This is a genomic window from Serratia sp. CC22-02 (genome assembly GCF_900182895.1).
In the GTDB taxonomy this organism is placed as follows: Bacteria; Pseudomonadota; Gammaproteobacteria; order Enterobacterales; family Enterobacteriaceae; genus Serratia; species Serratia nevei.
Window position 1 is genome coordinate 20,057 of the sequence record NZ_FXUD01000006.1, and the last position, 23,056, is coordinate 43,112.

At 58.5% G+C, this 23,056-nt stretch carries 24 protein-coding genes; 19 read left to right on the plus strand and 5 right to left on the minus strand.

Annotated elements, in window-relative coordinates; all coding sequences use genetic code 11:
- Window positions 1–10: 10 nt before the first annotated feature.
- The 18 genes from atpB (at window position 11) to QOL81_RS18790 (ending at window position 17,566) form a co-directional block, all read left to right on the plus strand.
- A complete protein-coding gene (gene atpB / locus QOL81_RS18705) occupies window positions 11–790 on the plus strand; it encodes a F0F1 ATP synthase subunit A (RefSeq protein ID WP_025160299.1) in 780 nt (259 codons plus the stop codon).
- Between the two features lie 49 nt (window positions 791–839).
- The gene (atpE, locus tag QOL81_RS18710) at window positions 840–1,079 is read left to right on the plus strand and encodes a F0F1 ATP synthase subunit C (protein WP_004093904.1); all 240 of its coding nucleotides are present in this window, start codon (window positions 840–842) and stop codon (window positions 1,077–1,079) included.
- Window positions 1,080–1,136: 57 nt separating this feature from the next.
- On the plus strand, window positions 1,137–1,607 hold the full coding sequence (gene atpF, locus QOL81_RS18715; RefSeq protein ID WP_004933804.1) for a F0F1 ATP synthase subunit B: 471 nt from the start codon (window positions 1,137–1,139) through the stop codon (window positions 1,605–1,607).
- Between the two features lie 14 nt (window positions 1,608–1,621).
- On the plus strand, window positions 1,622–2,155 hold the full coding sequence (atpH, locus tag QOL81_RS18720; RefSeq protein WP_033649565.1) for a F0F1 ATP synthase subunit delta: 534 nt from the start codon (window positions 1,622–1,624) through the stop codon (window positions 2,153–2,155).
- Window positions 2,156–2,167: 12 nt separating this feature from the next.
- On the plus strand, window positions 2,168–3,709 hold the full coding sequence (gene atpA / locus QOL81_RS18725) for a F0F1 ATP synthase subunit alpha (RefSeq protein ID WP_004933808.1): 1,542 nt from the start codon (window positions 2,168–2,170) through the stop codon (window positions 3,707–3,709).
- A 59-nt stretch (window positions 3,710–3,768) separates the two neighbouring features.
- A complete protein-coding gene (gene atpG / locus QOL81_RS18730) occupies window positions 3,769–4,632 on the plus strand; it encodes a F0F1 ATP synthase subunit gamma (RefSeq protein ID WP_004933811.1) in 864 nt (287 codons plus the stop codon).
- Between the two features lie 32 nt (window positions 4,633–4,664).
- On the plus strand, window positions 4,665–6,047 hold the full coding sequence (gene atpD / locus QOL81_RS18735; protein WP_004933813.1) for a F0F1 ATP synthase subunit beta: 1,383 nt from the start codon (window positions 4,665–4,667) through the stop codon (window positions 6,045–6,047).
- Between the two features lie 20 nt (window positions 6,048–6,067).
- A complete protein-coding gene (locus QOL81_RS18740) occupies window positions 6,068–6,487 on the plus strand; it encodes a F0F1 ATP synthase subunit epsilon (RefSeq protein WP_004933814.1) in 420 nt (139 codons plus the stop codon).
- A 290-nt stretch (window positions 6,488–6,777) separates the two neighbouring features.
- Complete coding sequence (gene glmU / locus QOL81_RS18745) at window positions 6,778–8,151, plus strand: bifunctional UDP-N-acetylglucosamine diphosphorylase/glucosamine-1-phosphate N-acetyltransferase GlmU (RefSeq protein WP_038876038.1); 1,374 nt, start codon at window positions 6,778–6,780, stop codon at window positions 8,149–8,151.
- Between the two features lie 152 nt (window positions 8,152–8,303).
- Window positions 8,304–10,133 (plus strand): glutamine--fructose-6-phosphate transaminase (isomerizing), encoded by a 1,830-nt coding sequence (glmS, locus tag QOL81_RS18750; RefSeq protein WP_060424377.1) that lies wholly within the window; start codon window positions 8,304–8,306, stop codon window positions 10,131–10,133.
- A gap of 336 nt (window positions 10,134–10,469) precedes the next feature.
- Window positions 10,470–11,510 carry a phosphate ABC transporter substrate-binding protein PstS gene (gene pstS, locus QOL81_RS18755; RefSeq protein WP_038876034.1) on the plus strand — a complete coding sequence of 347 codons (1,041 nt, stop codon included), beginning with the start codon at window positions 10,470–10,472 and terminating at the stop codon, window positions 11,508–11,510.
- Window positions 11,511–11,601: 91 nt separating this feature from the next.
- Window positions 11,602–12,558, plus strand: a complete 957-nt coding sequence (gene pstC / locus QOL81_RS18760; RefSeq protein WP_004933822.1) for a phosphate ABC transporter permease PstC — start codon at window positions 11,602–11,604, stop codon at window positions 12,556–12,558.
- A gap of 1 nt (window position 12,559) precedes the next feature.
- Window positions 12,560–13,450: a phosphate ABC transporter permease PstA gene (pstA, locus tag QOL81_RS18765; protein WP_019455481.1), complete on the plus strand. Its 891-nt coding sequence runs from the start codon at window positions 12,560–12,562 to the stop codon at window positions 13,448–13,450.
- 54 nt (window positions 13,451–13,504) lie between these two features.
- Window positions 13,505–14,275: a phosphate ABC transporter ATP-binding protein PstB gene (gene pstB, locus QOL81_RS18770; RefSeq protein WP_016929614.1), complete on the plus strand. Its 771-nt coding sequence runs from the start codon at window positions 13,505–13,507 to the stop codon at window positions 14,273–14,275.
- An 11-nt stretch (window positions 14,276–14,286) separates the two neighbouring features.
- Window positions 14,287–15,021 (plus strand): phosphate signaling complex protein PhoU, encoded by a 735-nt coding sequence (phoU, locus tag QOL81_RS18775; RefSeq protein WP_016929613.1) that lies wholly within the window; start codon window positions 14,287–14,289, stop codon window positions 15,019–15,021.
- 168 nt (window positions 15,022–15,189) lie between these two features.
- Entirely contained in the window at window positions 15,190–16,029 is an 840-nt protein-coding gene (locus QOL81_RS18780) for an ABC transporter substrate-binding protein (protein ID WP_019455482.1), read from the plus strand.
- 81 nt (window positions 16,030–16,110) lie between these two features.
- A complete protein-coding gene (locus tag QOL81_RS18785) occupies window positions 16,111–16,824 on the plus strand; it encodes an amino acid ABC transporter permease (protein WP_025304748.1) in 714 nt (237 codons plus the stop codon).
- Window position 16,825: 1 nt separating this feature from the next.
- The gene (locus QOL81_RS18790; protein WP_060424373.1) at window positions 16,826–17,566 is read left to right on the plus strand and encodes an amino acid ABC transporter permease; all 741 of its coding nucleotides are present in this window, start codon (window positions 16,826–16,828) and stop codon (window positions 17,564–17,566) included.
- On the opposite strand, the gene yieH is transcribed toward QOL81_RS18790, so the two are convergent.
- Window positions 17,563–18,231 carry a 6-phosphogluconate phosphatase gene (gene yieH, locus QOL81_RS18795; protein ID WP_060424370.1) on the minus strand — a complete coding sequence of 223 codons (669 nt, stop codon included), beginning with the start codon at window positions 18,229–18,231 and terminating at the stop codon, window positions 17,563–17,565. The genes QOL81_RS18790 and yieH overlap by 4 nt on opposite strands.
- 46 nt (window positions 18,232–18,277) lie before the next feature.
- Window positions 18,278–18,682: an NUDIX hydrolase gene (locus QOL81_RS18800; RefSeq protein WP_060424368.1), complete on the minus strand. Its 405-nt coding sequence runs from the start codon at window positions 18,680–18,682 to the stop codon at window positions 18,278–18,280.
- 235 nt (window positions 18,683–18,917) lie between these two features.
- Between QOL81_RS18800 and QOL81_RS18805 the strand changes: the two genes are divergently transcribed.
- Window positions 18,918–20,255, plus strand: a complete 1,338-nt coding sequence (locus QOL81_RS18805) for an NCS2 family permease (protein ID WP_028128066.1) — start codon at window positions 18,918–18,920, stop codon at window positions 20,253–20,255.
- A 35-nt stretch (window positions 20,256–20,290) separates the two neighbouring features.
- On the opposite strand, the gene QOL81_RS18810 is transcribed toward QOL81_RS18805, so the two are convergent.
- The 3 genes from QOL81_RS18810 to QOL81_RS18820 all read right to left on the minus strand — a co-directional run bounded on the left by QOL81_RS18810 (window position 20,291) and on the right by QOL81_RS18820 (window position 22,874).
- Window positions 20,291–21,343: an alpha/beta hydrolase gene (locus QOL81_RS18810; RefSeq protein WP_038876022.1), complete on the minus strand. Its 1,053-nt coding sequence runs from the start codon at window positions 21,341–21,343 to the stop codon at window positions 20,291–20,293.
- Between the two features lie 77 nt (window positions 21,344–21,420).
- On the minus strand, window positions 21,421–21,987 hold the full coding sequence (locus QOL81_RS18815; RefSeq protein WP_025304752.1) for an NADPH-dependent FMN reductase: 567 nt from the start codon (window positions 21,985–21,987) through the stop codon (window positions 21,421–21,423).
- 161 nt (window positions 21,988–22,148) lie between these two features.
- Window positions 22,149–22,874: a 4'-phosphopantetheinyl transferase family protein gene (locus tag QOL81_RS18820; RefSeq protein WP_197757446.1), complete on the minus strand. Its 726-nt coding sequence runs from the start codon at window positions 22,872–22,874 to the stop codon at window positions 22,149–22,151.
- Between the last annotated feature and the right edge of the window lie 182 nt (window positions 22,875–23,056).

The following is a 23,056-nucleotide window of genomic DNA, read 5'->3' on the forward strand; positions in this document are numbered from 1 at the left end:
AAGAGGCATCATGTCTGCAGGAGAAGTCTTGACTCCACAGGAGTATATCGGTCACCACCTGACGCAGCTTCAGGTCGGGACTGGGTTTTGGTCGATTAACCTCGACTCGATGTTTTTCTCCGTCGTCCTCGGGGCGCTCTTCCTGGTGATCTTCCGCAAAGTGGCCAAAAACGCCACCAGCGGCGTGCCGGGTAAACTGCAAACCGCCGTGGAGCTGGTGGTCGGTTTCGTCGACAGCAGCGTGCGCGATATGTACCACGGCAAGAGCAAGGTCATTGCGCCGTTGGCACTGACCGTGTTCGTCTGGGTGTTCCTGATGAACCTGATGGACCTTATCCCGGTTGACTTCCTGCCTTATCTCGGCACCCACGTTCTCGGTCTGCCTGCGCTGCGCGTCGTGCCTACCGCCGACGTGAACGTCACGCTGTCTATGGCGCTGGGCGTGTTTATCCTGATTCTGTTCTATAGCATCAAAATGAAAGGCGTTGGCGGGTTCGTTAAAGAGTTGACCATGCAGCCGTTCAACCACCCTGTATTCATTCCTATCAACCTGATTCTTGAAGGTGTCAGCCTGCTGTCCAAACCTGTTTCACTGGGTCTGCGACTGTTCGGCAACATGTATGCGGGTGAGTTGATCTTCATCCTGATTGCCGGCCTGTTGCCGTGGTGGTCACAGTGGGTCCTGAGCTTGCCTTGGGCTATTTTCCACATCCTGATCATTACGCTTCAAGCCTTTATTTTCATGGTTCTGACGATCGTCTATCTGTCGATGGCGTCTGAAGAGCACTGATTTTCTTAAAACACTTGCACTTTTAAACTGAAACAAACTGGAGACTGTCATGGAAAACCTGAGTATGGATCTGCTGTACATGGCTGCCGCTGTGATGATGGGTTTAGCGGCAATCGGTGCTGCGATCGGTATCGGCATCCTGGGTGGTAAATTCTTGGAAGGCGCTGCTCGTCAGCCTGACCTGATTCCTCTGCTGCGTACACAGTTCTTTATCGTTATGGGTCTGGTCGACGCCATCCCGATGATCGCTGTAGGTCTGGGTCTGTACGTGATGTTCGCCGTCGCGTAAGTAGAGTAACCCTCTACGACGTAACCAAACTATTAACTTTTAAAGAGGCATTGTGCTGTGAATCTTAACGCAACAATCCTCGGCCAGGCCATCGCGTTCGTTCTGTTTGTCTGGTTCTGCATGAAGTACGTATGGCCGCCGATCATGGCTGCCATCGAGAAACGTCAGAAAGAAATCGCTGACGGCCTCGCTTCTGCAGAGCGTGCCAAAAAAGATCTGGACTTAGCGCAAGCCAATGCGACCGACCAGCTGAAAACTGCTAAAGCAGAAGCTCAGGTGATCATCGAGCAAGCGAACAAACGCAAAGCTCAGATCATGGATGAAGCGAAAGCCGAAGCCGAGCAGGAACGTAACAAAATCGTGGCGCAGGCTCAGGCTGAGATCGAAGCCGAACGTAAGCGCGCTCGTGAAGAGTTGCGTAAGCAAGTCGCGATGCTGGCAATTGCCGGCGCCGAGAAGATCATCGAACGTTCCGTGGATGAAGCTGCTAACAGCGACATCGTTGATAAACTGGTCGCTGAACTGTAAGGAGGGAGGGGCTGATGTCTGAATTTGTAACTGTAGCTCGCCCCTACGCCAAAGCAGCTTTTGACTTTGCCGTTGAGCACCAAAGCGTAGAGCGCTGGCAGGAAATGCTGGCGTTTGCGGCTGAAGTCACTCGCAATGAACAGATTTCTGAACTGCTGTCTGGCGCGGTCGCGCCAGAAACGCTGTCCAAGACGTTCATCGCGGTTTGTGGCGATCGGCTCGACGAACATGGCCAGAACTTTATCCGTGTAATGGCCGAAAATGGACGTTTACTGGTTCTTCCTGCCGTGCTGCAGCAGTTCATCGAACTGCGCGCCTCGCTGGAATCCACCGTCGAAGTCGAAGTGCTCTCTGCGAGCGCGCTGAGCGACGAACAGCAGGCGAAAATCGCCGCTGCGATGGAAAAACGTCTGTCACGCAAAGTTAAGCTGAATTGCAAAATTGACAAGTCTGTACTGGCCGGCATCGTTGTTCGCGCCGGCGATATGGTGATTGATGGCAGCGTTCGCGGTCGTCTTGAACGCCTGACAGACGTCTTGCAGTCTTAAGGGGACTGGAGCATGCAACTGAATTCCACCGAAATCAGCGAACTGATCAAGCAGCGCATTGCTCAGTTCAATGTAGTGAGCGAAGCTCACAATGAAGGTACTATCGTTTCCGTCAGCGACGGGATCATCCGCGTACACGGCCTGGCCGAAGTTATGCAGGGCGAAATGATCGCGCTGCCTGGCAACCGTTACGCAATCGCATTGAACCTGGAGCGCGACTCCGTAGGTGCCGTGGTTATGGGTCCGTACGCGGATCTGGCCGAAGGCATGAAGGTTAAATGCACCGGCCGTATCCTGGAAGTTCCAGTCGGTCGTGGTCTGCTGGGCCGCGTAGTTAACACCCTGGGTGCACCAATCGACGGCAAAGGCCCGATTGAGAACGATGGCTTCTCTCCGGTAGAAGCTATCGCGCCAGGCGTTATCGAGCGTCAGTCCGTTGATCAGCCGGTTCAGACTGGCTACAAATCCGTTGACGCCATGATTCCAATCGGCCGTGGCCAGCGTGAGCTGGTGATCGGTGACCGTCAGACCGGTAAAACCGCGCTGGCGATCGATGCGATCATCAACCAACGCGACTCCGGCATCAAATGCGTTTACGTGGCTATCGGCCAGAAAGCGTCCACCATCGCTAACGTGGTGCGCAAACTGGAAGAGCACGGCGCACTGGCCAACACCATCGTGGTGGTGGCGACCGCTTCCGAATCCGCTGCACTGCAATACCTGGCGCCATACGCCGGTTGCGCAATGGGTGAATACTTCCGTGACCGCGGTGAAGATGCGCTGATCGTGTACGATGACCTGTCCAAACAGGCCGTTGCTTACCGCCAGATTTCCCTGCTGCTTCGTCGTCCGCCAGGTCGTGAAGCTTACCCAGGCGACGTATTCTACCTGCACTCCCGCTTGCTGGAGCGTGCAGCGCGCGTTAACGCCGAATACGTTGAAGCCTTCACCAAAGGTGAAGTTAAAGGCCAAACCGGTTCACTGACCGCTCTGCCGATCATTGAAACCCAGGCGGGTGACGTTTCCGCGTTCGTTCCGACCAACGTAATCTCGATTACCGATGGTCAGATCTTCCTGGAATCCAACCTGTTCAACTCCGGTATTCGTCCGGCAGTTAACCCGGGTATCTCCGTATCCCGTGTTGGTGGCGCCGCGCAGACCAAGATCATGAAGAAACTGTCCGGTGGTATCCGTACCGCGCTGGCGCAGTATCGTGAGCTGGCTGCGTTCTCCCAGTTCGCCTCCGATCTGGACGACGCGACCCGCAAACAGCTGAGCCACGGTCAGAAAGTGACCGAGCTGCTGAAACAGAAACAGTATGCGCCGATGTCGGTTGCACAACAGTCTCTGGTGCTGTTTGCCGCAGAACGCGGTTACCTGAACGACGTCGAAGTCGCCAAAGTGGTGAGCTTCGAAGCCGCGCTGGTAGCCTATGCGGACCGCGAGCACGCCGAACTGCTGAACCACATCAACCAAACTGGCAACTTCAATGATGAGATCGAGGGCAAGTTGAAAGACATCCTCGAGACCTTCAAGAAAACCCAGTCCTGGTAACGCCGAACGGTCCTGCTGTTGAAAGACAGCAGGCCGTCTGGCACTGAGGAGAAGCAGAGATGGCCGGCGCAAAAGAGATACGTAGTAAGATCGCTAGCGTGCAAAACACGCAAAAGATCACTAAAGCGATGGAAATGGTCGCCGCCTCCAAAATGCGTAAATCGCAGGATCGCATGGCGGCCAGCCGTCCTTATGCAGAGACCATGCGCAAAGTGATTGGTCACCTTGCGTTAGGGAATCTGGAGTACAAGCACCCGTACCTGGATGAGCGTGACGTTAAGCGCGTCGGGTATCTGGTGGTGTCTACTGACCGTGGTCTCTGCGGCGGCTTGAACATCAACCTGTTCAAAAAGCTGCTGGCGGAGATGAAAGCCTGGTCCGAAAAAGGCGTCGAAACCGATTTGGCGCTGATTGGCTCTAAAGCGGCCTCTTTCTTTGGTTCCGTGGGCGGCAACGTGGTTGCCCAGGTGACCGGCATGGGGGACAAACCTTCCCTGTCGGATCTGATCGGGCCGGTGAAAGTGATGCTGCAGGCCTACGACGAAGGTCGTTTGGACAAGCTGTACATTGTCAGCAACAAATTTGTTAATACGATGTCCCAAGAGCCACAGGTGCTTCAGCTGCTGCCGTTACCGCCAGCCGATGACGAAGAGCTGAAGAAAACGCCTTGGGATTACCTGTATGAACCCGATCCAAAAGTGCTGCTTGATACCTTGCTGCGCCGCTATGTGGAGTCGCAGGTTTATCAGGGCGTCGTGGAAAACCTGGCCAGCGAGCAGGCCGCACGAATGGTCGCGATGAAAGCCGCAACCGATAACGGCGGTAGCCTGATCAAAGAGCTGCAGTTGGTATACAACAAGGCGCGTCAGGCCAGCATCACTCAGGAACTCACCGAGATCGTTTCGGGAGCCTCCGCGGTTTAAGCTAGGTTTACGAATTACGTAGAGGATTCAAGATGGCTACTGGAAAGATTATCCAGGTAATCGGCGCCGTGGTGGACGTCGAGTTCCCTCAGGATGCCGTACCAAAAGTGTACGATGCCCTTGAGGTAGAAAACGGCACCGAAAAACTGGTGTTGGAAGTTCAGCAACAGCTGGGCGGTGGCGTGGTTCGCTGTATCGCAATGGGGACCTCCGACGGTCTGCGTCGCGGTCTGAAAGTGAACAACCTGGACCACCCGATTGAAGTGCCGGTGGGTAAAGCTACCCTGGGCCGTATCATGAACGTATTGGGTCAACCGATCGACATGAAAGGCGACATCGGCGAAGAAGAGCGTTGGGCGATTCACCGCGCGGCGCCAAGCTACGAAGAGCTGTCCAGCTCCCAGGAGCTGCTGGAAACCGGTATCAAGGTAATGGACCTGATTTGTCCATTCGCCAAGGGCGGTAAAGTCGGTCTGTTCGGCGGTGCGGGCGTGGGTAAAACCGTAAACATGATGGAGCTGATCCGTAACATCGCGATCGAGCACTCCGGTTATTCTGTGTTTGCGGGCGTGGGCGAGCGTACTCGTGAGGGTAACGACTTCTACCACGAAATGACCGACTCCAACGTTCTGGACAAAGTATCCCTGGTTTACGGCCAGATGAACGAGCCACCAGGTAACCGTCTGCGCGTTGCGCTGACCGGTCTGACCATGGCGGAGAAATTCCGTGACGAAGGCCGTGACGTTCTGCTGTTCGTTGACAACATCTACCGTTACACCCTGGCCGGTACCGAAGTGTCCGCACTTCTGGGCCGTATGCCATCCGCGGTAGGTTATCAGCCAACGCTGGCGGAAGAGATGGGCGTTCTGCAAGAACGTATCACCTCGACCAAGACCGGTTCCATCACTTCCGTACAGGCCGTTTACGTTCCTGCGGATGACTTGACTGACCCGTCACCAGCCACCACCTTTGCGCACTTGGACGCAACCGTGGTACTGAGCCGTAACATCGCTTCTCTGGGTATCTACCCGGCCGTTGACCCGCTGGATTCCACCAGCCGTCAGCTGGATCCGCTGGTTGTTGGCCAGGAGCACTACGACGTAGCGCGTGGCGTGCAGTCCATTCTGCAACGCTACCAGGAACTGAAAGATATCATCGCGATCCTGGGTATGGACGAGCTGTCTGAAGAAGACAAACTGGTCGTATCCCGTGCGCGTAAGATCCAACGCTTCCTGTCTCAGCCGTTCTTCGTGGCAGAAGTCTTCACCGGTTCTCCGGGCAAGTTCGTATCGCTGAAAGACACCATCCGTGGTTTCAAAGGCATTATGGACGGCGACTATGACCACCTGCCGGAGCAGGCGTTCTACATGGTTGGCACCATTGAAGAAGCAGTGGAAAAAGCCAAGAAACTGTAACGCCTTGAGAGGAGGGTGATATGGCTATGACTTACCATCTGGATGTAGTCAGCGCGGAAAAACAGATGTTTTCCGGCCTGGTGCAGAAGATCCAGGTGACAGGCAGCGAAGGTGAACTGGGGATCTTCCCTGGCCATGCGCCGCTGCTGACTGCCATCAAGCCTGGCATGGTGCGTATTGTTAAGCAGCACGGTGAAGAAGAGTTCATCTACCTGTCCGGCGGCATCCTCGAGGTGCAGCCGAGCGTGGTTACCGTGCTGGCGGACACTGCTATCCGTGGTACTGACCTCGACGAAGCGAGAGCGTTGGAAGCTAAGCGTAAAGCTGAAGAACACATTCGCAGCTCTCATGGCGATGTCGACTATGCTCAGGCATCCGCTGAACTGGCGAAAGCGATCGCAAAACTGCGCGTTATCGAGCTCACCAGAAAAGCGATGTAATGTTTGGGTGCAAAGCACCCAACTTTAAGAAAGCGGCCTATAGGGTCGCTTTTTTTTTACTTTAAAATAAGCATTTCAGCCCGGCGGACAGTGTGGTGTATAACCCCTGATATCGGGAAATAAACGTCGCCGATCGCCGACAGTTTTTTCGTCCCGACGCCGAATTGGCCGCGATAGCGGCAGGCCAAGGCCCACGCGGTCTGCACCGGGTTCGTGCAGAGAAATATGTAGTAATATCGTCGCTAAACGGTTTTACTTTCGTCTATCAAAATGGAGTTATCAGGTTGCTTATGTCGAACAGCGCAATGAGCGTGGTTATCCTCGCCGCGGGCAAGGGAACACGCATGTATTCCGATCTTCCCAAGGTCTTACATCCGTTGGCCGGCAAGCCGATGGTGCAACACGTCATTGATGCCGCGATGAAACTGGGCGCGCAACATGTCCACCTGGTATACGGCCACGGCGGCGATCTGCTGAAGAGTACGTTGACTGACGGCGCGCTGAACTGGGTGCTGCAGGCCGAGCAACTGGGTACCGGCCATGCGATGCAGCAGGCCGCGCCGCACTTTGCCGACGATGAAGACGTGCTGATGCTGTACGGTGACGTGCCGTTGATCTCCGTGGATACGCTGCAACGCCTGCTGGCGGCCAAGCCGCAGGGCGGTATCGGGCTGCTGACGGTCAAGCTGGACGATCCGAGCGGTTACGGCCGCATCGTGCGCGAGCAGGGCAACGTGGTGGGCATCGTCGAACACAAGGATGCCAGCGAGGCGCAGCGCCAGATTAACGAGATCAATACCGGCATCCTGGTGGCGAACGGGCGCGATCTGAAGCGCTGGCTGGGGATGTTGAATAACGACAACGCGCAGGGTGAGTTCTACATCACCGATATCATTGCGTTGGCCCATGCCGACGGCAAGAAAATCGAAACCGTGCACCCGTCGCGTTTGAGTGAAGTGGAAGGCGTGAACAACCGCCTGCAGCTGGCGACCCTGGAGCGCGTCTTCCAGTCGGAACAGTCTGAAAAGCTGCTGTTGGCCGGCGTGATGTTGCTGGATCCGGCGCGTTTCGATCTGCGCGGGGAACTTGTTCATGGCCGCGACATCACTATTGATGCGAATGTGATTATCGAAGGTCACGTCAAGCTGGGCGACCGGGTGAAAATCGGCGCCGGCTGCGTGCTGAAAAACTGCGTGATTGGCGATGACTGCGAGATCAGCCCTTACAGCGTGCTGGAAGACAGCGTGCTGGAGGCTGACTGCACCGTGGGGCCGTTCGCCCGCCTGCGCCCAGGCGCGGAGCTGGCGGCAGGGGCTCACGTCGGCAACTTCGTGGAAATGAAAAAGGCGCGTCTGGGTAAAGGCTCCAAGGCCGGCCACCTCAGCTATCTGGGCGATGCCGAAATCGGCGATGACGTGAATATCGGCGCCGGCACCATCACCTGCAACTACGATGGCGCCAACAAGCACAAGACGGTGATCGGCGACGGCGTATTCGTCGGTTCCGATACTCAGCTGGTGGCGCCGGTGTCGGTCGGCAAAGGCTCCACCATCGCCGCCGGCACCACGGTGACGCGCGATATCGCCGAGAACGAACTGGTGCTGAGCCGCGTCAAGCAGGTGCACATTCAGGGCTGGCAACGTCCGGTGAAGAAGAAGTCATAGTGTGTTTTGCGTTGGGCTCCGTTCACGAGCCCAATACAAAACATAATAACCCCCACCATCTACAGGCTCGGGGGACGCACGGTAAAAACCGGCAAAAATCAGGTCAAGGCATCGAAAGCGCCCATGAAGGGCGTTCATTAGGAATACAACTGATGTGTGGAATTGTAGGCGCAGTAGCGCAACGTGATATCGCAGAAATCCTGTTGGAAGGTTTACGCCGTCTCGAGTACCGCGGTTATGACTCCGCCGGTCTGGCGGTGGTCGACGCGCAGGGCAACGTCAGCCGCCTGCGCCGCGTAGGCAAGGTGCAAAAACTGGCCGAAGCAGCGGAGCAGACCGATCTACACGGCGGTACCGGCATCGCTCACACCCGTTGGGCAACGCACGGTGAACCTACTGAGGCGAACGCGCACCCGCATGTTTCCGACTACATTACCGTGGTGCATAACGGCATCATCGAAAACCACGAACCGCTGCGCGAACTGTTGATCGAACGCGGTTATCGCTTCAGCTCCGAAACCGACACCGAAGTGATTGCGCACCTGGTGCACTGGGAACAACTGCAAGGCGGTACGCTGCTGGAAGTGGTTCAGCGCGTGATCCCACAGCTGCGCGGCGCCTACGGCACCGTGGTGATGGACAGCCGCGATCCGAGCGTATTGGTCGCGGCGCGCTCCGGCAGCCCGTTGGTTATCGGCCGCGGCGTCGGGGAAAACTTCATCGCTTCCGATCAGCTGGCGCTGCTGCCGGTCACCCGCCGCTTCATCTTCCTGGAAGAAGGCGACGTGGTGGAAGTGACTCGCCGCACCGTCAACATCTTCGACAAGCAGGGCAACGCCATCGAGCGCCCTGAGATCGAATCCCAGGTGCAGTATGACGCCGGCGACAAGGGCGCTTACCGTCACTACATGCAAAAAGAGATCTACGAACAGCCGCTGGCGCTGAAAAACACCCTGGAAGGGCGTTTCAGCCATGGCCAAATCAACCTGAGCGAGCTGGGCCCGCGCGCCGATGAGCTGTTGGCCAAGGTGCAGCACGTGCAGATTATCGCCTGTGGCACTTCTTATCACTCCGGTATGGTGGCGCGTTACTGGTTCGAAGCGCTGGCCGGCGTGCCGTGCGACGTCGAGATCGCCTCCGAATTCCGTTACCGCAAATCGGCGGTGCGTCCGGGCAGCCTGATCATCACCCTGTCGCAGTCCGGCGAAACCGCCGATACCCTGGCGGCGCTGCGCCTGTCCAAAGAGCTGGGTTATCTCGGTTCGCTGGCCGTTTGTAACGTTGCGGGCTCTTCGCTGGTGCGCGAATCCGATCTGGCGTTGATGACCAAGGCCGGCACGGAAATCGGCGTAGCCTCGACCAAGGCCTTCACCACGCAGCTCACCGTGCTGCTGATGCTGGTGGCGCGCCTGGGCCGCCTGAAAGGCATGGCAGAAAGCGTGGAGCAGGAGATCGTGCACGGCCTGCAGGCGCTGCCGGCGCGCATCGAGCAGATGCTGTCGATGGATAAAGAGATCGAAGCGCTGGCGGAAGGCTTCTCTGACAAGCACCATGCGCTGTTCCTCGGCCGCGGCGATCAGTATCCGATCGCCATGGAAGGGGCGCTGAAGCTGAAAGAGATCTCCTATATTCATGCCGAAGCTTATGCGGCGGGCGAGCTGAAACACGGCCCGCTGGCGCTGATCGACGCCGATATGCCGGTGATTGTGGTGGCACCGAACAACGAACTGCTGGAAAAGCTGAAGTCCAACATTGAAGAAGTGCGCGCGCGCGGCGGCCAGCTGTACGTGTTCGCCGATCAGGACGCCGGCTTCGTCAGCAGCGAAGGCATGACCATCATTCCTCTGCCGCACGTCGAGGAAATCGTGGCGCCGATCTTCTACACCGTGCCGTTGCAGCTGCTGTCTTACCACGTGGCGCTGATCAAAGGCACCGACGTTGACCAGCCGCGCAATCTGGCGAAGTCTGTCACCGTAGAGTAATCTGCCGCAGGTAAACTGCAAAAGCCGGCCTTAGTGCCGGCTTTTTTCATGAGTAACGCGAAAGATGACAGCGGCGCCGATTCAGGGATAAACGTTGTCATATTCAAGCGGATAGGGCGTGGCCAAACGGTTTTTTTATTGCTTGGCAATTGCGCTGTTTTTGATTTAACTAATTGATTTTTATGTAAATTATCACCCCTCAAATGCACTGTAATATAACTGTCATATTGCGTACATTTTTCTGTCACCAAACTGTCCTATTTTCCCTCCTGCAGCAATACTTACTCTGATTAAAACGACTCGAAGTCGATTTTAAATATCCCATTAGGAGGGATTATGAAACTGATGCGTACCACCGTCGCCAGTATTGTGGCAGCGACCTTCTCCCTGACCGCCGTGTCCGCGTTCGCTGCTGCCAGCCTGACCGGTGCAGGTGCGACATTCCCCGCTCCGGTTTACGCCAAGTGGGCAGATTCTTATCAGAAAGAAACCGGCAACAAAGTTAACTATCAGGGCATCGGCTCCTCTGGCGGCGTGAAGCAAATCGTGGCCAACACCGTTGACTTTGGCGCCTCCGACGCCCCGCTGTCTGACGACAAGCTGGCGGCCGACGGCCTGTTCCAGTTCCCGACCGTGATTGGCGGCGTGGTGCTGGCCGTGAATATCCCGGGCATTAAATCCGGCGAACTGACTCTGGACGGTAAAACCCTGGGCGATATCTACCTGGGCAACGTCAAAAAATGGAACGACCCGGCTATCACCAAGCTGAACCCAGGCGTGAAACTGCCTGATCAGAACATCGCCGTGGTACGCCGCGCCGATGGTTCCGGCACCTCGTTCGTGTTCACCAGCTACCTGTCCAAGGCCAACGCGCAGTGGAAAGAAAAGATTGGCGCCGGTTCTACCGTTAACTGGCCGACCGGTCTGGGCGGCAAAGGCAACGACGGCATCGCCGCCTTCGTTCAGCGTCTGCCAGGCTCTATCGGCTACGTAGAATACGCTTACGCCAAGCAGAACAACCTGGCTTATACCAAGCTGGTTTCCGCCGACGGCAAACCGGTCAGCCCGACTGAAGAGAGCTTCAGCAACGCGGCCAAAGGCGTGGATTGGAGCAAGACCTTCGCTCAGGATCTGACTGACCAGAAAGGCGACAACGTGTGGCCAATCACCTCCACCACCTTCATCCTGGTGCACAAAGAGCAGAAAAACCCTGCTCAGGGCGCCGAAGTGTTGAAGTTCTTCGACTGGGCTTACAAAACCGGCGGCAAACAGGCTAACGAGCTGGATTACGCCACCCTGCCGAAAGAAGTGGTTGAGCAGGTGCGCGCGGCCTGGAAAACCAACGTAAAAGACAGTTCAGGTAAAGCGCTGTACTAACAACGCAGGGGCGCGGGCTCGCCGCGCCCCACACAGTTCTTCAGGCTCCGATCCCGGTTGGGGCTGCCAGGGTTCAAACAGAGAGTAATCTATGGCTGAGTACAAGCCGACCATCAAAGCACCGGGCAAAAACGGTGACATCATTTTCAGCGCGCTGGTGAGACTGGCGGCGCTGATTACCCTATTGTTGCTGGGCGGCATTATCGTTTCGCTGATCTTCGCCTCCTGGCCAAGCATGCAGAAATTCGGCTTCGCTTTCCTGTGGACCAAAGAGTGGGACGCGCCGGCGGAGCAGTTTGGCGCGCTGGTGCCGATCTACGGTACCGTGGTCACCTCGCTTATCGCGCTGATCATCGCCGTGCCGGTGAGCTTCGGCATCGCGTTGTTCCTGACCGAACTGGCGCCGAACTGGTTGAAGCGGCCGCTGGGCATCGCCATTGAGCTGCTGGCGGCCATCCCGAGCATCGTCTACGGCATGTGGGGCCTGTTCGTGTTCGCCCCGCTGTTCGCCGAATACTTCCAGACGCCGGTGGGCGAAGTGCTGTCGGGCATTCCGATCGTCGGCGAGCTGTTCTCCGGCCCGGCCTTCGGCATCGGCATTCTGGCCGCCGGGGTGATCCTGGCGATCATGATCATTCCTTACATCGCCGCGGTCATGCGCGACGTGTTCGAACAGACGCCGGTGATGATGAAAGAGTCGGCCTACGGCATCGGTTGCACCACCTGGGAAGTCATCTGGCGCATCGTGCTGCCGTTCACCAAAAACGGCGTCATCGGCGGCGTGATGTTGGGCCTGGGCCGCGCGCTGGGGGAAACCATGGCGGTGACCTTTATCATCGGTAACACCTACCAGCTCGACAGCGCTTCGCTGTACATGCCGGGCAACAGTATCACCTCGGCGCTGGCCAACGAATTCGCCGAAGCCGAGTCCGGCGTGCACACCGCCGCGTTGATGGAGCTGGGTCTGATTCTGTTTGTTATCACCTTTATCGTGCTGGCGCTGTCGAAACTGATGATCATGCGTCTGGCCAAGAATGAGGGGCGTTAACATGGCGACGATGGATATGCAAAACGCAGTCGTTCTGGCGGAAAGCCGCCGCAAAATGCAGGCCTGGCGCCGGCAGAAAAACCGCCTCGCGCTATTCCTGTCGATGGCGACCATGGCGTTCGGGCTGTTCTGGTTGATCTGGATCCTGATCGCCACCGTCACCAAAGGCTTCGACGGTATGTCGCTGGCGCTGTTCACCGAAATGACCCCGCCGCCGAATACCGCGGGCGGCGGCTTGGCCAACGCCATCGCCGGCAGCGGCCTGTTGATCCTGTGGGCGACCATCTTCGGTACGCCGCTGGGCATCATGGCCGGCATCTACCTGGCGGAATACGGCCGTAAATCCTGGCTGGCGGAAGTGATCCGCTTTATCAACGATATCCTGCTGTCCGCACCGTCGATCGTGGTGGGCCTGTTCGTTTACACCATCGTGGTGGCGAAGATGGAACACTTCTCCGGCTGGGCCGGCATCGTGGCGCTGGCGCTGCTGCAGGTGCCGATCGTCATTCGCACCACCGAAAACATGCTGAAGCTGGTACCGGATACGCTGCGCGAGGCCGCGTATGCCCTGGGTACACCGAAATGGCGCATGATTTCTGCCATCACGCTGAAGGCGTCGGTGTCAGGCATCATCACCGGCGTGCTGCTGGCGATTGCGCGCATCGCGGGGGAAACCGCACCGCTGCTGTTCACCTCGCTGTCGAACCAGTTCTGGAGCACCGACCTGATGCAGCCGATCGCCAACCTGCCGGTGACCATCTTCAAATTCGCCATGAGCCCGTTCGCCGAATGGCAACAGCTGGCCTGGGCCGGGGTGCTGTTGATCACCCTGTGCGTACTGTTACTGAATATCCTGGCGCGCGTGATTTTCGCCAAGAAAAAGCATTCATAAAATTTTGAGCGCCGCTTTGGCGGCGCTGATGAAAAGAGAGAAGTCTTGATGAGTATGGTTACTGACGCTTCCAGCAGCAAAATTCAGGTACGCGATCTGAACTTCTACTACGGCAAATTCCATGCGCTGAAGAACATCACGCTGGATATCGCCAAGAACAAGGTCACCGCGTTTATCGGCCCGTCCGGCTGCGGCAAATCCACCCTGCTGCGCACCTTCAACAAGATGTATCAGCTGTACCCGGAACAGCGTGCGGAAGGCGGCATCCTGCTGGACGGCCAGAACATCCTCACCGACAACTCGGATATCGCGCTGCTGCGCGCCAAGGTCGGCATGGTGTTCCAGAAGCCGACGCCGTTCCCGATGTCGATTTACGACAACATCGCCTTCGGCGTTCGCCTGTTTGAAAAGCTGTCGCGCGCCGATATGGACGAGCGCGTGCAGTGGGCGCTGACCAAGGCGGCGCTGTGGAACGAAACCAAGGACAAGCTGCACCAGAGCGGCTACAGCCTCTCCGGTGGCCAGCAGCAGCGTCTGTGCATCGCCCGCGGCATCGCCATTCGTCCGGAAGTGCTGTTGCTGGATGAGCCTTGCTCGGCGCTGGATCCGATCTCCACCGGCAAGATTGAAGAGCTGATCAGCGAGCTGAAGGCCGACTACACCGTGGTGATCGTGACGCACAACATGCAGCAGGCGGCGCGTTGCTCCGACTCTACCGCATTTATGTATCTGGGCGAGCTGATCGAGTTCAGTGATACTGATAACCTGTTCACTGCGCCGCAGAAAAAGCAGACTGAAGACTACATCACTGGCCGTTATGGTTGATAGGAAGCATCATGGATAACCTGAATTTAAATAAACACATTTCCGGCCAGTTCAACGCAGAGCTTGAGCATATCCGCACCCAGGTGCTGACCATGGGCGGGCTGGTGGAGCAGCAGCTGACCGACGCCATCACCGCGATGCACAATCAGGATGGCGAGCTGGCCAAGCGCGTGATCGAAGGCGACGCCAAGGTCAACATGATGGAAGTGGCAATCGACGAAGCCTGCGTGCGCATCATCGCCAAGCGTCAGCCGACCGCCAGCGATCTGCGCCTGGTGATGGCGATCATCAAAACCATTTCCGAGCTGGAACGCATTGGCGACGTGGCGGACAAAATCTGCCGCACCGCGCTGGAAAAGTTCTCGCACCAGCACCAGCCGCTGCTGGTCAGTCTGGAATCGCTGGGGCGCCACACCGTGCAGATGCTGCACGACGTGCTGGACGCGTTTGCGCGCATGGATCTGGACGAGGCGATCCGTATCTACCGTGAAGATAAAAAGGTCGACCAGGAGTATGAAGGCATCGTGCGTCAGCTGATGACCTACATGATGGAAGACTCACGCACCATTCCCAGCGTGCTGACCGCGCTGTTCTGCGCCCGTTCTATCGAGCGCATCGGCGACCGCTGCCAGAACATCTGCGAATTTATCTTCTATTTCGTCAAAGGGCAGGACTTCCGTCATTTGGGTGGTGATGCCCTGGAAAAGCTACTCTCTCCGGGCGGTAAAGACGAAAAGGCCGACTAACCCTTTCCGGGTAATATCCTTCAAAGGCGCGGTTTCCCGCGCCTTTATTCCATCTTAAGCGCGTAAAGATAAAAAGGTTATAAATATAGCTTTTTATATTATTTCCTGACCTATGTGGCGCTTGCTAGCTTATCCGCCAGCAGGACATCAACCACTTAGGAGCTTTCTATGAAACATCGCGCTTTGGCCTTAACGTTGTTAGCCAGTCTGACCGGCCTCGCCGCCGGCGCCGCGCACGCGGACAAACTTGACGATATCAAGCAAGCCGGCGTGGTGCGTATCGCGGTGTTCGATAGCAACCCGCCGTTCGGCTACATCGACCCGCAGAGCAAGAAGCTGGTGGGCTACGATGTGGACGTCGCCGATGCGATCGGTAAAGCGCTGGGCGTGAAAGTGGAGCTGCGCGCCACCAACCCGGCCAACCGCATTCCGTTGCTGGTGTCGAAGAAGGTTGACCTGATCGCCGCCAACTTCACCATTACCGACGAGCGCGCCAAGGAAGTGAACTTCAGCGTGCCATATTTCGCTACCGGCCAGAAATTCATCGCCCGCAAAGGCGTGCTGAAAACCCCGGAAGACATCAAGAAGCTGCGCATTGGCGCGGACAAGGGCACGGTGCAGGAAATCACCCTGCGCGAGCGTTTCCCGACGGCGAAGGTGATCTCTTACGATGACACTCCGCTGGCGTTCGTGGCGCTGCGTAACGGCAACGTGCAGGCGATCACTCAGGACGACGCCAAGCTGGTCGGCCTGCTTGGCAACCTGCCGGCGGCGCAGAAGGCGGAGTTTGAAATTTCGCCGTTCAGCCTGACCAAAGAGTACCAGGGCGTCGGCATTCCCAAGGGCGAAGATCGCCTGACCGCCGCGGTGAACGAGACGTTGATCAAGCTGGAAAAAGACGGCGAAGCGGTTAAGATTTACGATCGCTGGTTCGGGCCGGAAACCCAATCCGCCCAACCGCGCGGTGATTTCAAAATCGCGCCTTTGGATCAGCAACCGAAAGCCTGATTTAACCGCTCGCGGTGAGATCGGCACGGAGGGGCGCAGCTTGCTGCGCCCCTGATGCATTCTGCAAGACAAGGATTGAACATGAACCTGGACTGGCTGCTGGCGCCGCAATACCTGAGCTGGCTGTGGCACGGCTTTCTGCTGACGCTGTGGCTTTCCGCCTGCGCGGGCCTGGCGGCCACGCTGCTGGGCTTTGTGCTGGCGGCGATGCGCGACAGCAGCCTGCGGCCGTTGCGCTGGCTGGCGATGGGGTACAGCTCGCTGTTTCGCAATACGCCGCTGCTGGTGCAGCTGTTCTTCTGGTACTTCGCCGCCGGGCAGATCCTGCCGTCCGCCGCCATGCAGTGGCTGAACAGCTCGCATCAGGTCGGCCCGCTGGAGTGGCCGTCGTTCGAGTTTCTCGCCGGTTTCTTCGGCCTGACGCTCTACTCCACCGCCTTTATCGCCGAAGAGATCCGTTCCGGTATTCGCGGCGTCGCCGGCGGGCAGAAATATGCCGCCCAGGCGCTGGGGCTGACCGGCTGGCAGGCGATGCGCTACGTGGTGTTGCCGCAGGCGCTGAAAATCGCGCTGCCGCCGTTGCTCGGGCAATACATGAACGTGATCAAGAACTCGTCGCTGACCATGGCGATCGGCGTTGCCGAACTCTCTTACGCCTCGCGTCAGGTCGAAACCGAAACGTTGCGCACCTTCCAGGCGTTCGGCGTGGCGACGGTGCTGTATATCGCCATCATCGCGCTGCTGGAAGGCTGGGGCATGTGGCGCCAACAGCGTAAACCGCTGGGAGGGCATTGAGATGGATTTCAGCGTAATTCACGATAACCTGGGCTACCTGCTGTGGGGCACCTGGCCGGACGGACCGCTGGGCGGCGCGGCGCTGACGTTGGCGATCAGCCTGATGGCCGGCGTGGCTTCGGCGGTGCTCGGCACGTTATTCGGCGTGGCGCTGGCGATGTCGCGCGGCGTCGCTGCCGGATTGCTGGCGGCGGTGCTGGGCTTTTTCCGCGCCATTCCGGTCATCATGCTGATCTTCTGGACCTATTTCCTGCTGCCGATGGTGTTTGGCGTCGAGATCCCGGAAATCACTACCGTGGTGTGCGCGCTGGCGCTGATCGCTTCGGCCTATTTGGCCCATGCGGTGAAGGCCGGCATCGCCGCGATCGGCCCCGGCCAGTGGCAGGCCGGGCTTTCTCTGGGGCTGACCCGTTGGCAGACGCTGCGCATGATCGTGCTGCCGCAGGCGCTGCGCATGATGGTGCCGTCGTTCATTAACCAGTGGATCTCCCTGATCAAAGACACCTCGCTGGCTTATATCGTCGGCGTTGGCGAACTGACCTTTCTGGCGACCCAGGTCAACAACCGCAGCATGGTCTACCCGATGGAAGTGTTCCTGTTCGTGGCGCTGGTCTATTTCGTGTTCTGCCTGGCGCTCGATCTGCTGGCCAACGCGATTAACCGCCGCTTCGGCGCGCAAACCCGCGCGCTGAAGCGGTCCTGGCGCTGGTGGCGCAACAAGCCGCCGTTGCCGGCCAGTTAATCGGCCGTCAGTCGCCAGCCGCGTTCGCGCCACAGCGCGGGCAACTGGGCCAGGTCGTCGAACGTCGTCACCAGCGGGTGGTCGATCGGCGGGTTATGCGGATCGGCGCAGAAGTAAAAGACCGGAATGCCGGCGTTGATGCCGGCCTGGGCGCCGGCGGGCGAGTCGTCCACCAGGATGCAGCGCGCCACCGGCACCTGCATCCGTTCGGCGGCGTGAAACACGATCGCCGGATCCGGCTTCCAGCGCTGAATGTCATAGCCGCTGAACAACCGGTCATCAAAATAAGGCAGCATGCCGGTCAGGCCGAGCGAGTGCTGCATCTTGCTGACCGGCCCGTTGGAGACGGTGCAGACAGGCACCGTCACCTGCGCCAGCAGCTCGCGGGCGCCGGCAATCTGCTGTAATTCGCTGTCGAACAGCCGCGCCACCTCCTGCCGATACAGCGGTTCCAGCGCCTCTTTTGCCAGGTTAGTGCCCTGCTCGGCGTTGACCCGATCTATGATCTCGTACAGCTTCACCCCTTTGTATTTCTTGAACACCTCTTCCAGCGACAGGTGAATGCCGTAGCGGGCGAACATGTGCACATAGGCTTTGCTGCACAGCACTTCGCTGTCCACCAGCGTGCCGTCGCAGTCGAACAAAATGCAGTCAATCTGATTCATGCGGGACAGGTTCCTTCGGGTTAACGCCGCTGAGGCCGCTCAGCGATCACTTGATCAGGTTACGCGCCTTAAGATCGTGCAAAATCAGCGCGGCGACGTGTGAGCAGTGCGGTAAATCGCGGCTGTCGCACCACCTGAGTTCGGCGATTTCGGCGGCCGGCTGCAGCTGCCCGGTAAAGTCGGCCTGATAGCAGCGAATGCGCACCTGGGTGCCGTCCTGCTTGCCGTCCGCCGGGCCGGTGAACTCGCCGTAAAACGCGATGGAGCTCGGCAGCAGCGCAACGGTCAGCTCTTCGTCGATTTCGCGGCACAGCGCCTGTTCGTCGGTTTCACCTGCTTCGCGTTTTCCGCCTGGGACATAAAACAGCGTCTTATTGTGTGAACGCACCAGCGCCACTTTGTCATCTTTCAGCGTAATTAACGCGAGCTTATCGATAAAGGTCGAAGACATGCGGATTCCTGTTTTTTTAGCGGGTAGGGTAAGAGATGCGATAGGCCATTTTATCGGCCGTGCCGGCAAACGGCAACGCAGCGGGCGGGAACGGGGAATGAAAGCCTGTAAATACAAGCCGTTGACGCGTTTAGCCGTAAAGACGGCGAAAAAAACCTGTGACCGGCGTCAAAAGCCCCACTTTTTGTTATAGGATAGCCGGCGACTGTCCATTCCCATTTTCGGAATTCTGATAATGACCAAACCAGTATCTGGCCTTGACGCTGAGCAAGGCTTGCTTGGGCGCGTGTTTAAACTCAAGCAACATGGCACGACGGCGCGTACGGAAACGATTGCCGGTATCACCACCTTCCTCACCATGGTGTATATCGTGTTCGTTAACCCTCAAATTTTGGGCGCGGCGGGCATGGATACCCAGGCGGTATTTGTCACTACCTGTTTGATCGCCGCCTTCGGCAGCATCTTTATGGGCCTGCTGGCGAACCTGCCGGTGGCGCTGGCGCCGGCGATGGGCCTGAACGCCTTCTTCGCCTTCGTGGTGGTCGGGGCGATGGGCATCTCCTGGCAGGTGGGCATGGGCGCCATCTTCTGGGGAGCGGTCGGCCTGCTGCTGCTGACCATTTTCCGCATCCGCTACTGGATGATCGCCAACATTCCGGTCAGCCTGCGGGTCGGCATCACCAGTGGCATCGGTCTGTTCATCGGCATGATGGGGCTGAAAAACGCCGGCATCGTAGTGGCCAACCCGGACACGCTGGTGACCATCGGCAGCCTGACCTCGCACAACGTGCTGCTGGGCGCGCTCGGCTTCTTCATCATCGCCGTGCTCTCTTCGCGTAACTTCCACGCGGCGGTGCTGGTGTCGATCGTGGTCACCACCCTTATCGGCTGGATGCTGGGCGACGTGAAATACGGCGGCCTGTTCTCCCTGCCGCCGAGCATCACCTCGGTGGTGGGCCAGGTCGACGTGGCCGGCGCGCTGAACATCGGGCTGGCCGGGGTTATTTTCTCGTTTATGCTGGTGAACCTGTTCGACTCTTCGGGCACCCTGATCGGCGTTACCGATAAAGCCGGCCTGACCGACAGCCAGGGCAAGTTCCCGCGCATGAAGCAGGCGCTGTACGTCGACAGCATCAGCTCGGTGGCCGGTTCGCTGGCGGGCACTTCTTCCGTGACCGCTTACATCGAAAGCTCTTCCGGCGTCGCCGTCGGCGGCCGCACCGGTTTGACGGCGGTGGTCACCGGCCTGCTGTTCCTGCTGGTGATCTTCCTGTCGCCGCTGGCGGGCATGGTGCCGGCTTACGCCGCCGCCGGCGCGCTGATCTACGTCGGCGTGCTGATGACCTCCAGCCTGGCGCGGGTGAAGTGGGACGATCTGACCGAAGCGGTACCGGCGTTTGTTACCGCGGTGATGATGCCGTTCAGCTTCTCGATCACCGAAGGTATCGCGCTCGGCTTTATCTCCTACTGCGTGATGAAGCTCGGCACCGGCCGCTGGCGTGAAATCAGCCCGTGTGTGGTGGTGGTGGCGCTGCTGTTCGTGCTGAAGATCGTCTTCGTCGACGGCCATTGACCGCCAAAGGGCCGGCGCCTGCCGGCCCTGAACCCCTAGACGCCCGGCGTCGCATCCGGCGCCCGATCCAACACCCACTGCAACGGCCGCCTGAAGCGCGCCTGCCAACTGCCGGCGGCATCCTCTCCTTGGGCGAAGTGCAGCGTCTGCACCTGATTATCCTCCCCGAACAGATTGGCGAAGTGCAATGCCAGCGCCTGCTCGCTGAAGTTCTGCCGATCGTAATACGCCATCACGATTTTCTTTTGCGCCGCCAGCGACTGCTGGGCCGGCTTGATCTCCCCGTTGGGGGCGATCAGGAGTGCACCGGCGTAAAACTGCGGGTACTTCGCGATCAGGTTGGCGGCGTGCAGTGCGCCCTGGCCGCGGGCGCTGAGGTAAATCCGTTGGGTATTCAGCTTTAGCTGGGGAGCCAGCTGTTGCAGCGTACGCTGAATGGCGGTGTGGGTGCTCTCGTCGCTGTAATTCGACCAGCGGAAGCTGTTTTCCGACAGCATCTGCGTGCCGTTGATCTCGATGTACGCCACGCCCATTTCGCCGAACAGCAGCCGTTCTTCGGGGCTGATGGCGGCGGCTTTGCCGTAGGTATGCAGGAAGATCACCGTTGGCCAGCCTTCGGGCGGCGCTTCGCCGTCCGGCATCGCGTAGCTGGCCTTGCCTTCATAGTGACGGGCGTGCTGCAGATAGCGCGCTTTGGTGGCGGCCAGGATCGATTGGTAGGTGGCGGAGTGCTGGATGCTGTTGAAGGCGTCGTCCTCCAGCAGGTTGTAGTAGTACCACAGGCCGCGGTCGGCGCTCAGCTGCAGGTAGCGCTCCGCCAGCTCGGTTTGGCCTTTCTCCGCCGACGATACCGCCAGCTGGTAGGGCGCCCAGACGTTGCGGCCGTCTTCGCGCATCAGCGTCAGGTACAGCGACATGGCGCCCAGCTTTTTGTCTTCCTGGTTTTGCGCGGATCGCGACAGCTGGGCGTTGAGCGCGCTGTGTGCCGGCAGCTCCAGCGGCTCTTCACCGGCAGGATAACGCATGTCTGCGGCGAAAGCGGGACTGGTGATGGAAACAAAAAATAACGCTAAAATGAAAAAATACATGATGCTATGGCTTTAATTTTCAATGAATTGACGGACTTCATGTCCTGTTGCGGCGCCCCGCGGGCGCCGCGAGACGGTCACTCCACGCGGCGAATAAAATCGCTGAACGCGGACAGCTGGCCGGTCAGGAAATCCAGCGTTCCCTGATCGCTCAGTTCACCGGCCTGTTCATCGACCTTGCTCTGGATCACACCGCCCATAAACTCAGGCTTGTTCATTACCATCGCATCGAGGAACACCAGGATCTGGCGCAGATGATATTGGCAGCGCGCGCCGCCGATCGGCCCCATCGAGCTGGTTTGAATGGCGACCGGCTTGCCGGCCAGCGGCTGATTCGGCAAGCGAGACAGCCAGTCGATGGCGTTCTTCAACCCGCCGGGCACGGAATAGTTATATTCAGGGGTGACGATGATCACGCCGTCGGCCTGGCGGATCTGTTCGGCGATCGCCTCGACAGCGGCAGGGAAGCCTTCACCCTGTTGCATGTCGGCGTCGTACAGCGGGATATCGCGGATGGAAGGCAGCGCTTCAATGGTGACGCCCTGTGGGGCCAGCCCAGGCAGGGCGCGGGCCACCATGGCGTTGTAGGAGCCTTTGCGCAGGCTGCCGAGCAGAGTGACGATTTTCAAGGCTTGGTCTGACATGGTGATTCTCCCTTTCGAATGAGCAGATTCAGCGTACAACATGGGCGAATAGTAGGCTAAAGCGCGGGTCGAGAATAGGCGATTGCTCAACATTTAGCTGTCTTTACAATTTAATCCAGCAACTTGTGCGGTAAAGACAGCGTTATCCGCTTTGCGCTGCGTTAACCGGGCGTCTTCAGGCCCGTCAGTTTAACGAAGCGCGAGGATGCCGCCGGGCTGCGCGGCGAGATTTCCCCGTCTTTGTGCAGGCCGCGGCGCTCTTCGTAGCGCCAGCACAGCAGGCGGTCCAGGCCGGGGCTGCCGGCGCAGGCCCAGCTCAGGTATTCGTCGGCGTCGCTCATCACCTGAACGTCCGGCGTGGCGCTGGAGCGCAGGTGGCCGGAGAAGGGATGCAGACGCAGCGTAGCCTGGCCGCTGTTGCCGAGGCCGGAAATTTTCAGCACGCTTTGCCGGATGCTCCACAGCTGAGTCTCTGCCTCCAGCCGATCGTCCTGCGCGCAGATCCAGGCACTTTCTGCCGGCGTCTGATGCGCGTGTTGCAGCGCGCTTTGCCGGGTGCCGCGCGCGCGCATCACTTCGATATCCAGTCCGACTTTGCCCTCGTCGCTGAGCAGCACGCCCACGGTGTTGCTGGCGTAAGCGAGGCTGAAATCGGGCAACTGATGATCGGCGAAACAGGGGCGGCCGGTCGGCGTGGTGGCGATGGGGGGCAGCGTCGGCAGGCCGTACAGATAGAACATCATTTCGGCGAGCAGAATGCGCCCTTGCAGGTAGCGCGTGCGGCGTTTAACGGAAAAGGTGCGGGTGGCGGCTATCACTTCGTCGGAGAGTCTTTGGGTATCCAGGACAGCGGAGGCCGGGGTCCAGCGGGCAAAATGACACGCCATTGTTCACTCCATGACAGAGGGTCGCTAAGAACGCAGGGGTGTTAGATTAAGACTAAGTTGAGGATTTATCATCAAAAAACACTATGCGTTTTATCCGATTTGTTGGCTTTTGCGCTATATAGGCGGGGGAGGGAGAAGAGCGTGCGGATCTGAATAAGCGCATAAAATTAATCAGTACCGAA

What these genes read in the sequence shown, in the direction of transcription:
- atpB (WP_025160299.1), top strand. Translation starts at nt 11, where the DNA reads ATGTCTGCAGGAGAAGTCTTGACTCCACAGGAGTATATCGGTCACCAC.
- atpE (WP_004093904.1), top strand. Translation starts at nt 840, where the DNA reads ATGGAAAACCTGAGTATGGATCTGCTGTACATGGCTGCCGCTGTGATG.
- atpH (WP_033649565.1), top strand. Translation starts at nt 1,622, where the DNA reads ATGTCTGAATTTGTAACTGTAGCTCGCCCCTACGCCAAAGCAGCTTTT.
- atpA (WP_004933808.1), top strand. Translation starts at nt 2,168, where the DNA reads ATGCAACTGAATTCCACCGAAATCAGCGAACTGATCAAGCAGCGCATT.
- atpG (WP_004933811.1), top strand. Translation starts at nt 3,769, where the DNA reads ATGGCCGGCGCAAAAGAGATACGTAGTAAGATCGCTAGCGTGCAAAAC.
- atpD (WP_004933813.1), top strand. Translation starts at nt 4,665, where the DNA reads ATGGCTACTGGAAAGATTATCCAGGTAATCGGCGCCGTGGTGGACGTC.
- QOL81_RS18740 (WP_004933814.1), top strand. Translation starts at nt 6,068, where the DNA reads ATGGCTATGACTTACCATCTGGATGTAGTCAGCGCGGAAAAACAGATG.
- glmU (WP_038876038.1), top strand. Translation starts at nt 6,778, where the DNA reads ATGTCGAACAGCGCAATGAGCGTGGTTATCCTCGCCGCGGGCAAGGGA.
- glmS (WP_060424377.1), top strand. Translation starts at nt 8,304, where the DNA reads ATGTGTGGAATTGTAGGCGCAGTAGCGCAACGTGATATCGCAGAAATC.
- pstS (WP_038876034.1), top strand. Translation starts at nt 10,470, where the DNA reads ATGAAACTGATGCGTACCACCGTCGCCAGTATTGTGGCAGCGACCTTC.
- pstC (WP_004933822.1), top strand. Translation starts at nt 11,602, where the DNA reads ATGGCTGAGTACAAGCCGACCATCAAAGCACCGGGCAAAAACGGTGAC.
- pstA (WP_019455481.1), top strand. Translation starts at nt 12,560, where the DNA reads ATGGCGACGATGGATATGCAAAACGCAGTCGTTCTGGCGGAAAGCCGC.
- pstB (WP_016929614.1), top strand. Translation starts at nt 13,505, where the DNA reads ATGGTTACTGACGCTTCCAGCAGCAAAATTCAGGTACGCGATCTGAAC.
- phoU (WP_016929613.1), top strand. Translation starts at nt 14,287, where the DNA reads ATGGATAACCTGAATTTAAATAAACACATTTCCGGCCAGTTCAACGCA.
- QOL81_RS18780 (WP_019455482.1), top strand. Translation starts at nt 15,190, where the DNA reads ATGAAACATCGCGCTTTGGCCTTAACGTTGTTAGCCAGTCTGACCGGC.
- QOL81_RS18785 (WP_025304748.1), top strand. Translation starts at nt 16,111, where the DNA reads ATGAACCTGGACTGGCTGCTGGCGCCGCAATACCTGAGCTGGCTGTGG.
- QOL81_RS18790 (WP_060424373.1), top strand. Translation starts at nt 16,826, where the DNA reads ATGGATTTCAGCGTAATTCACGATAACCTGGGCTACCTGCTGTGGGGC.
- yieH (WP_060424370.1), bottom strand. Translation starts at nt 18,231, where the DNA reads ATGAATCAGATTGACTGCATTTTGTTCGACTGCGACGGCACGCTGGTG.
- QOL81_RS18800 (WP_060424368.1), bottom strand. Translation starts at nt 18,682, where the DNA reads ATGTCTTCGACCTTTATCGATAAGCTCGCGTTAATTACGCTGAAAGAT.
- QOL81_RS18805 (WP_028128066.1), top strand. Translation starts at nt 18,918, where the DNA reads ATGACCAAACCAGTATCTGGCCTTGACGCTGAGCAAGGCTTGCTTGGG.
- QOL81_RS18810 (WP_038876022.1), bottom strand. Translation starts at nt 21,343, where the DNA reads ATGTATTTTTTCATTTTAGCGTTATTTTTTGTTTCCATCACCAGTCCC.
- QOL81_RS18815 (WP_025304752.1), bottom strand. Translation starts at nt 21,987, where the DNA reads ATGTCAGACCAAGCCTTGAAAATCGTCACTCTGCTCGGCAGCCTGCGC.
- QOL81_RS18820 (WP_197757446.1), bottom strand. Translation starts at nt 22,874, where the DNA reads ATGGCGTGTCATTTTGCCCGCTGGACCCCGGCCTCCGCTGTCCTGGAT.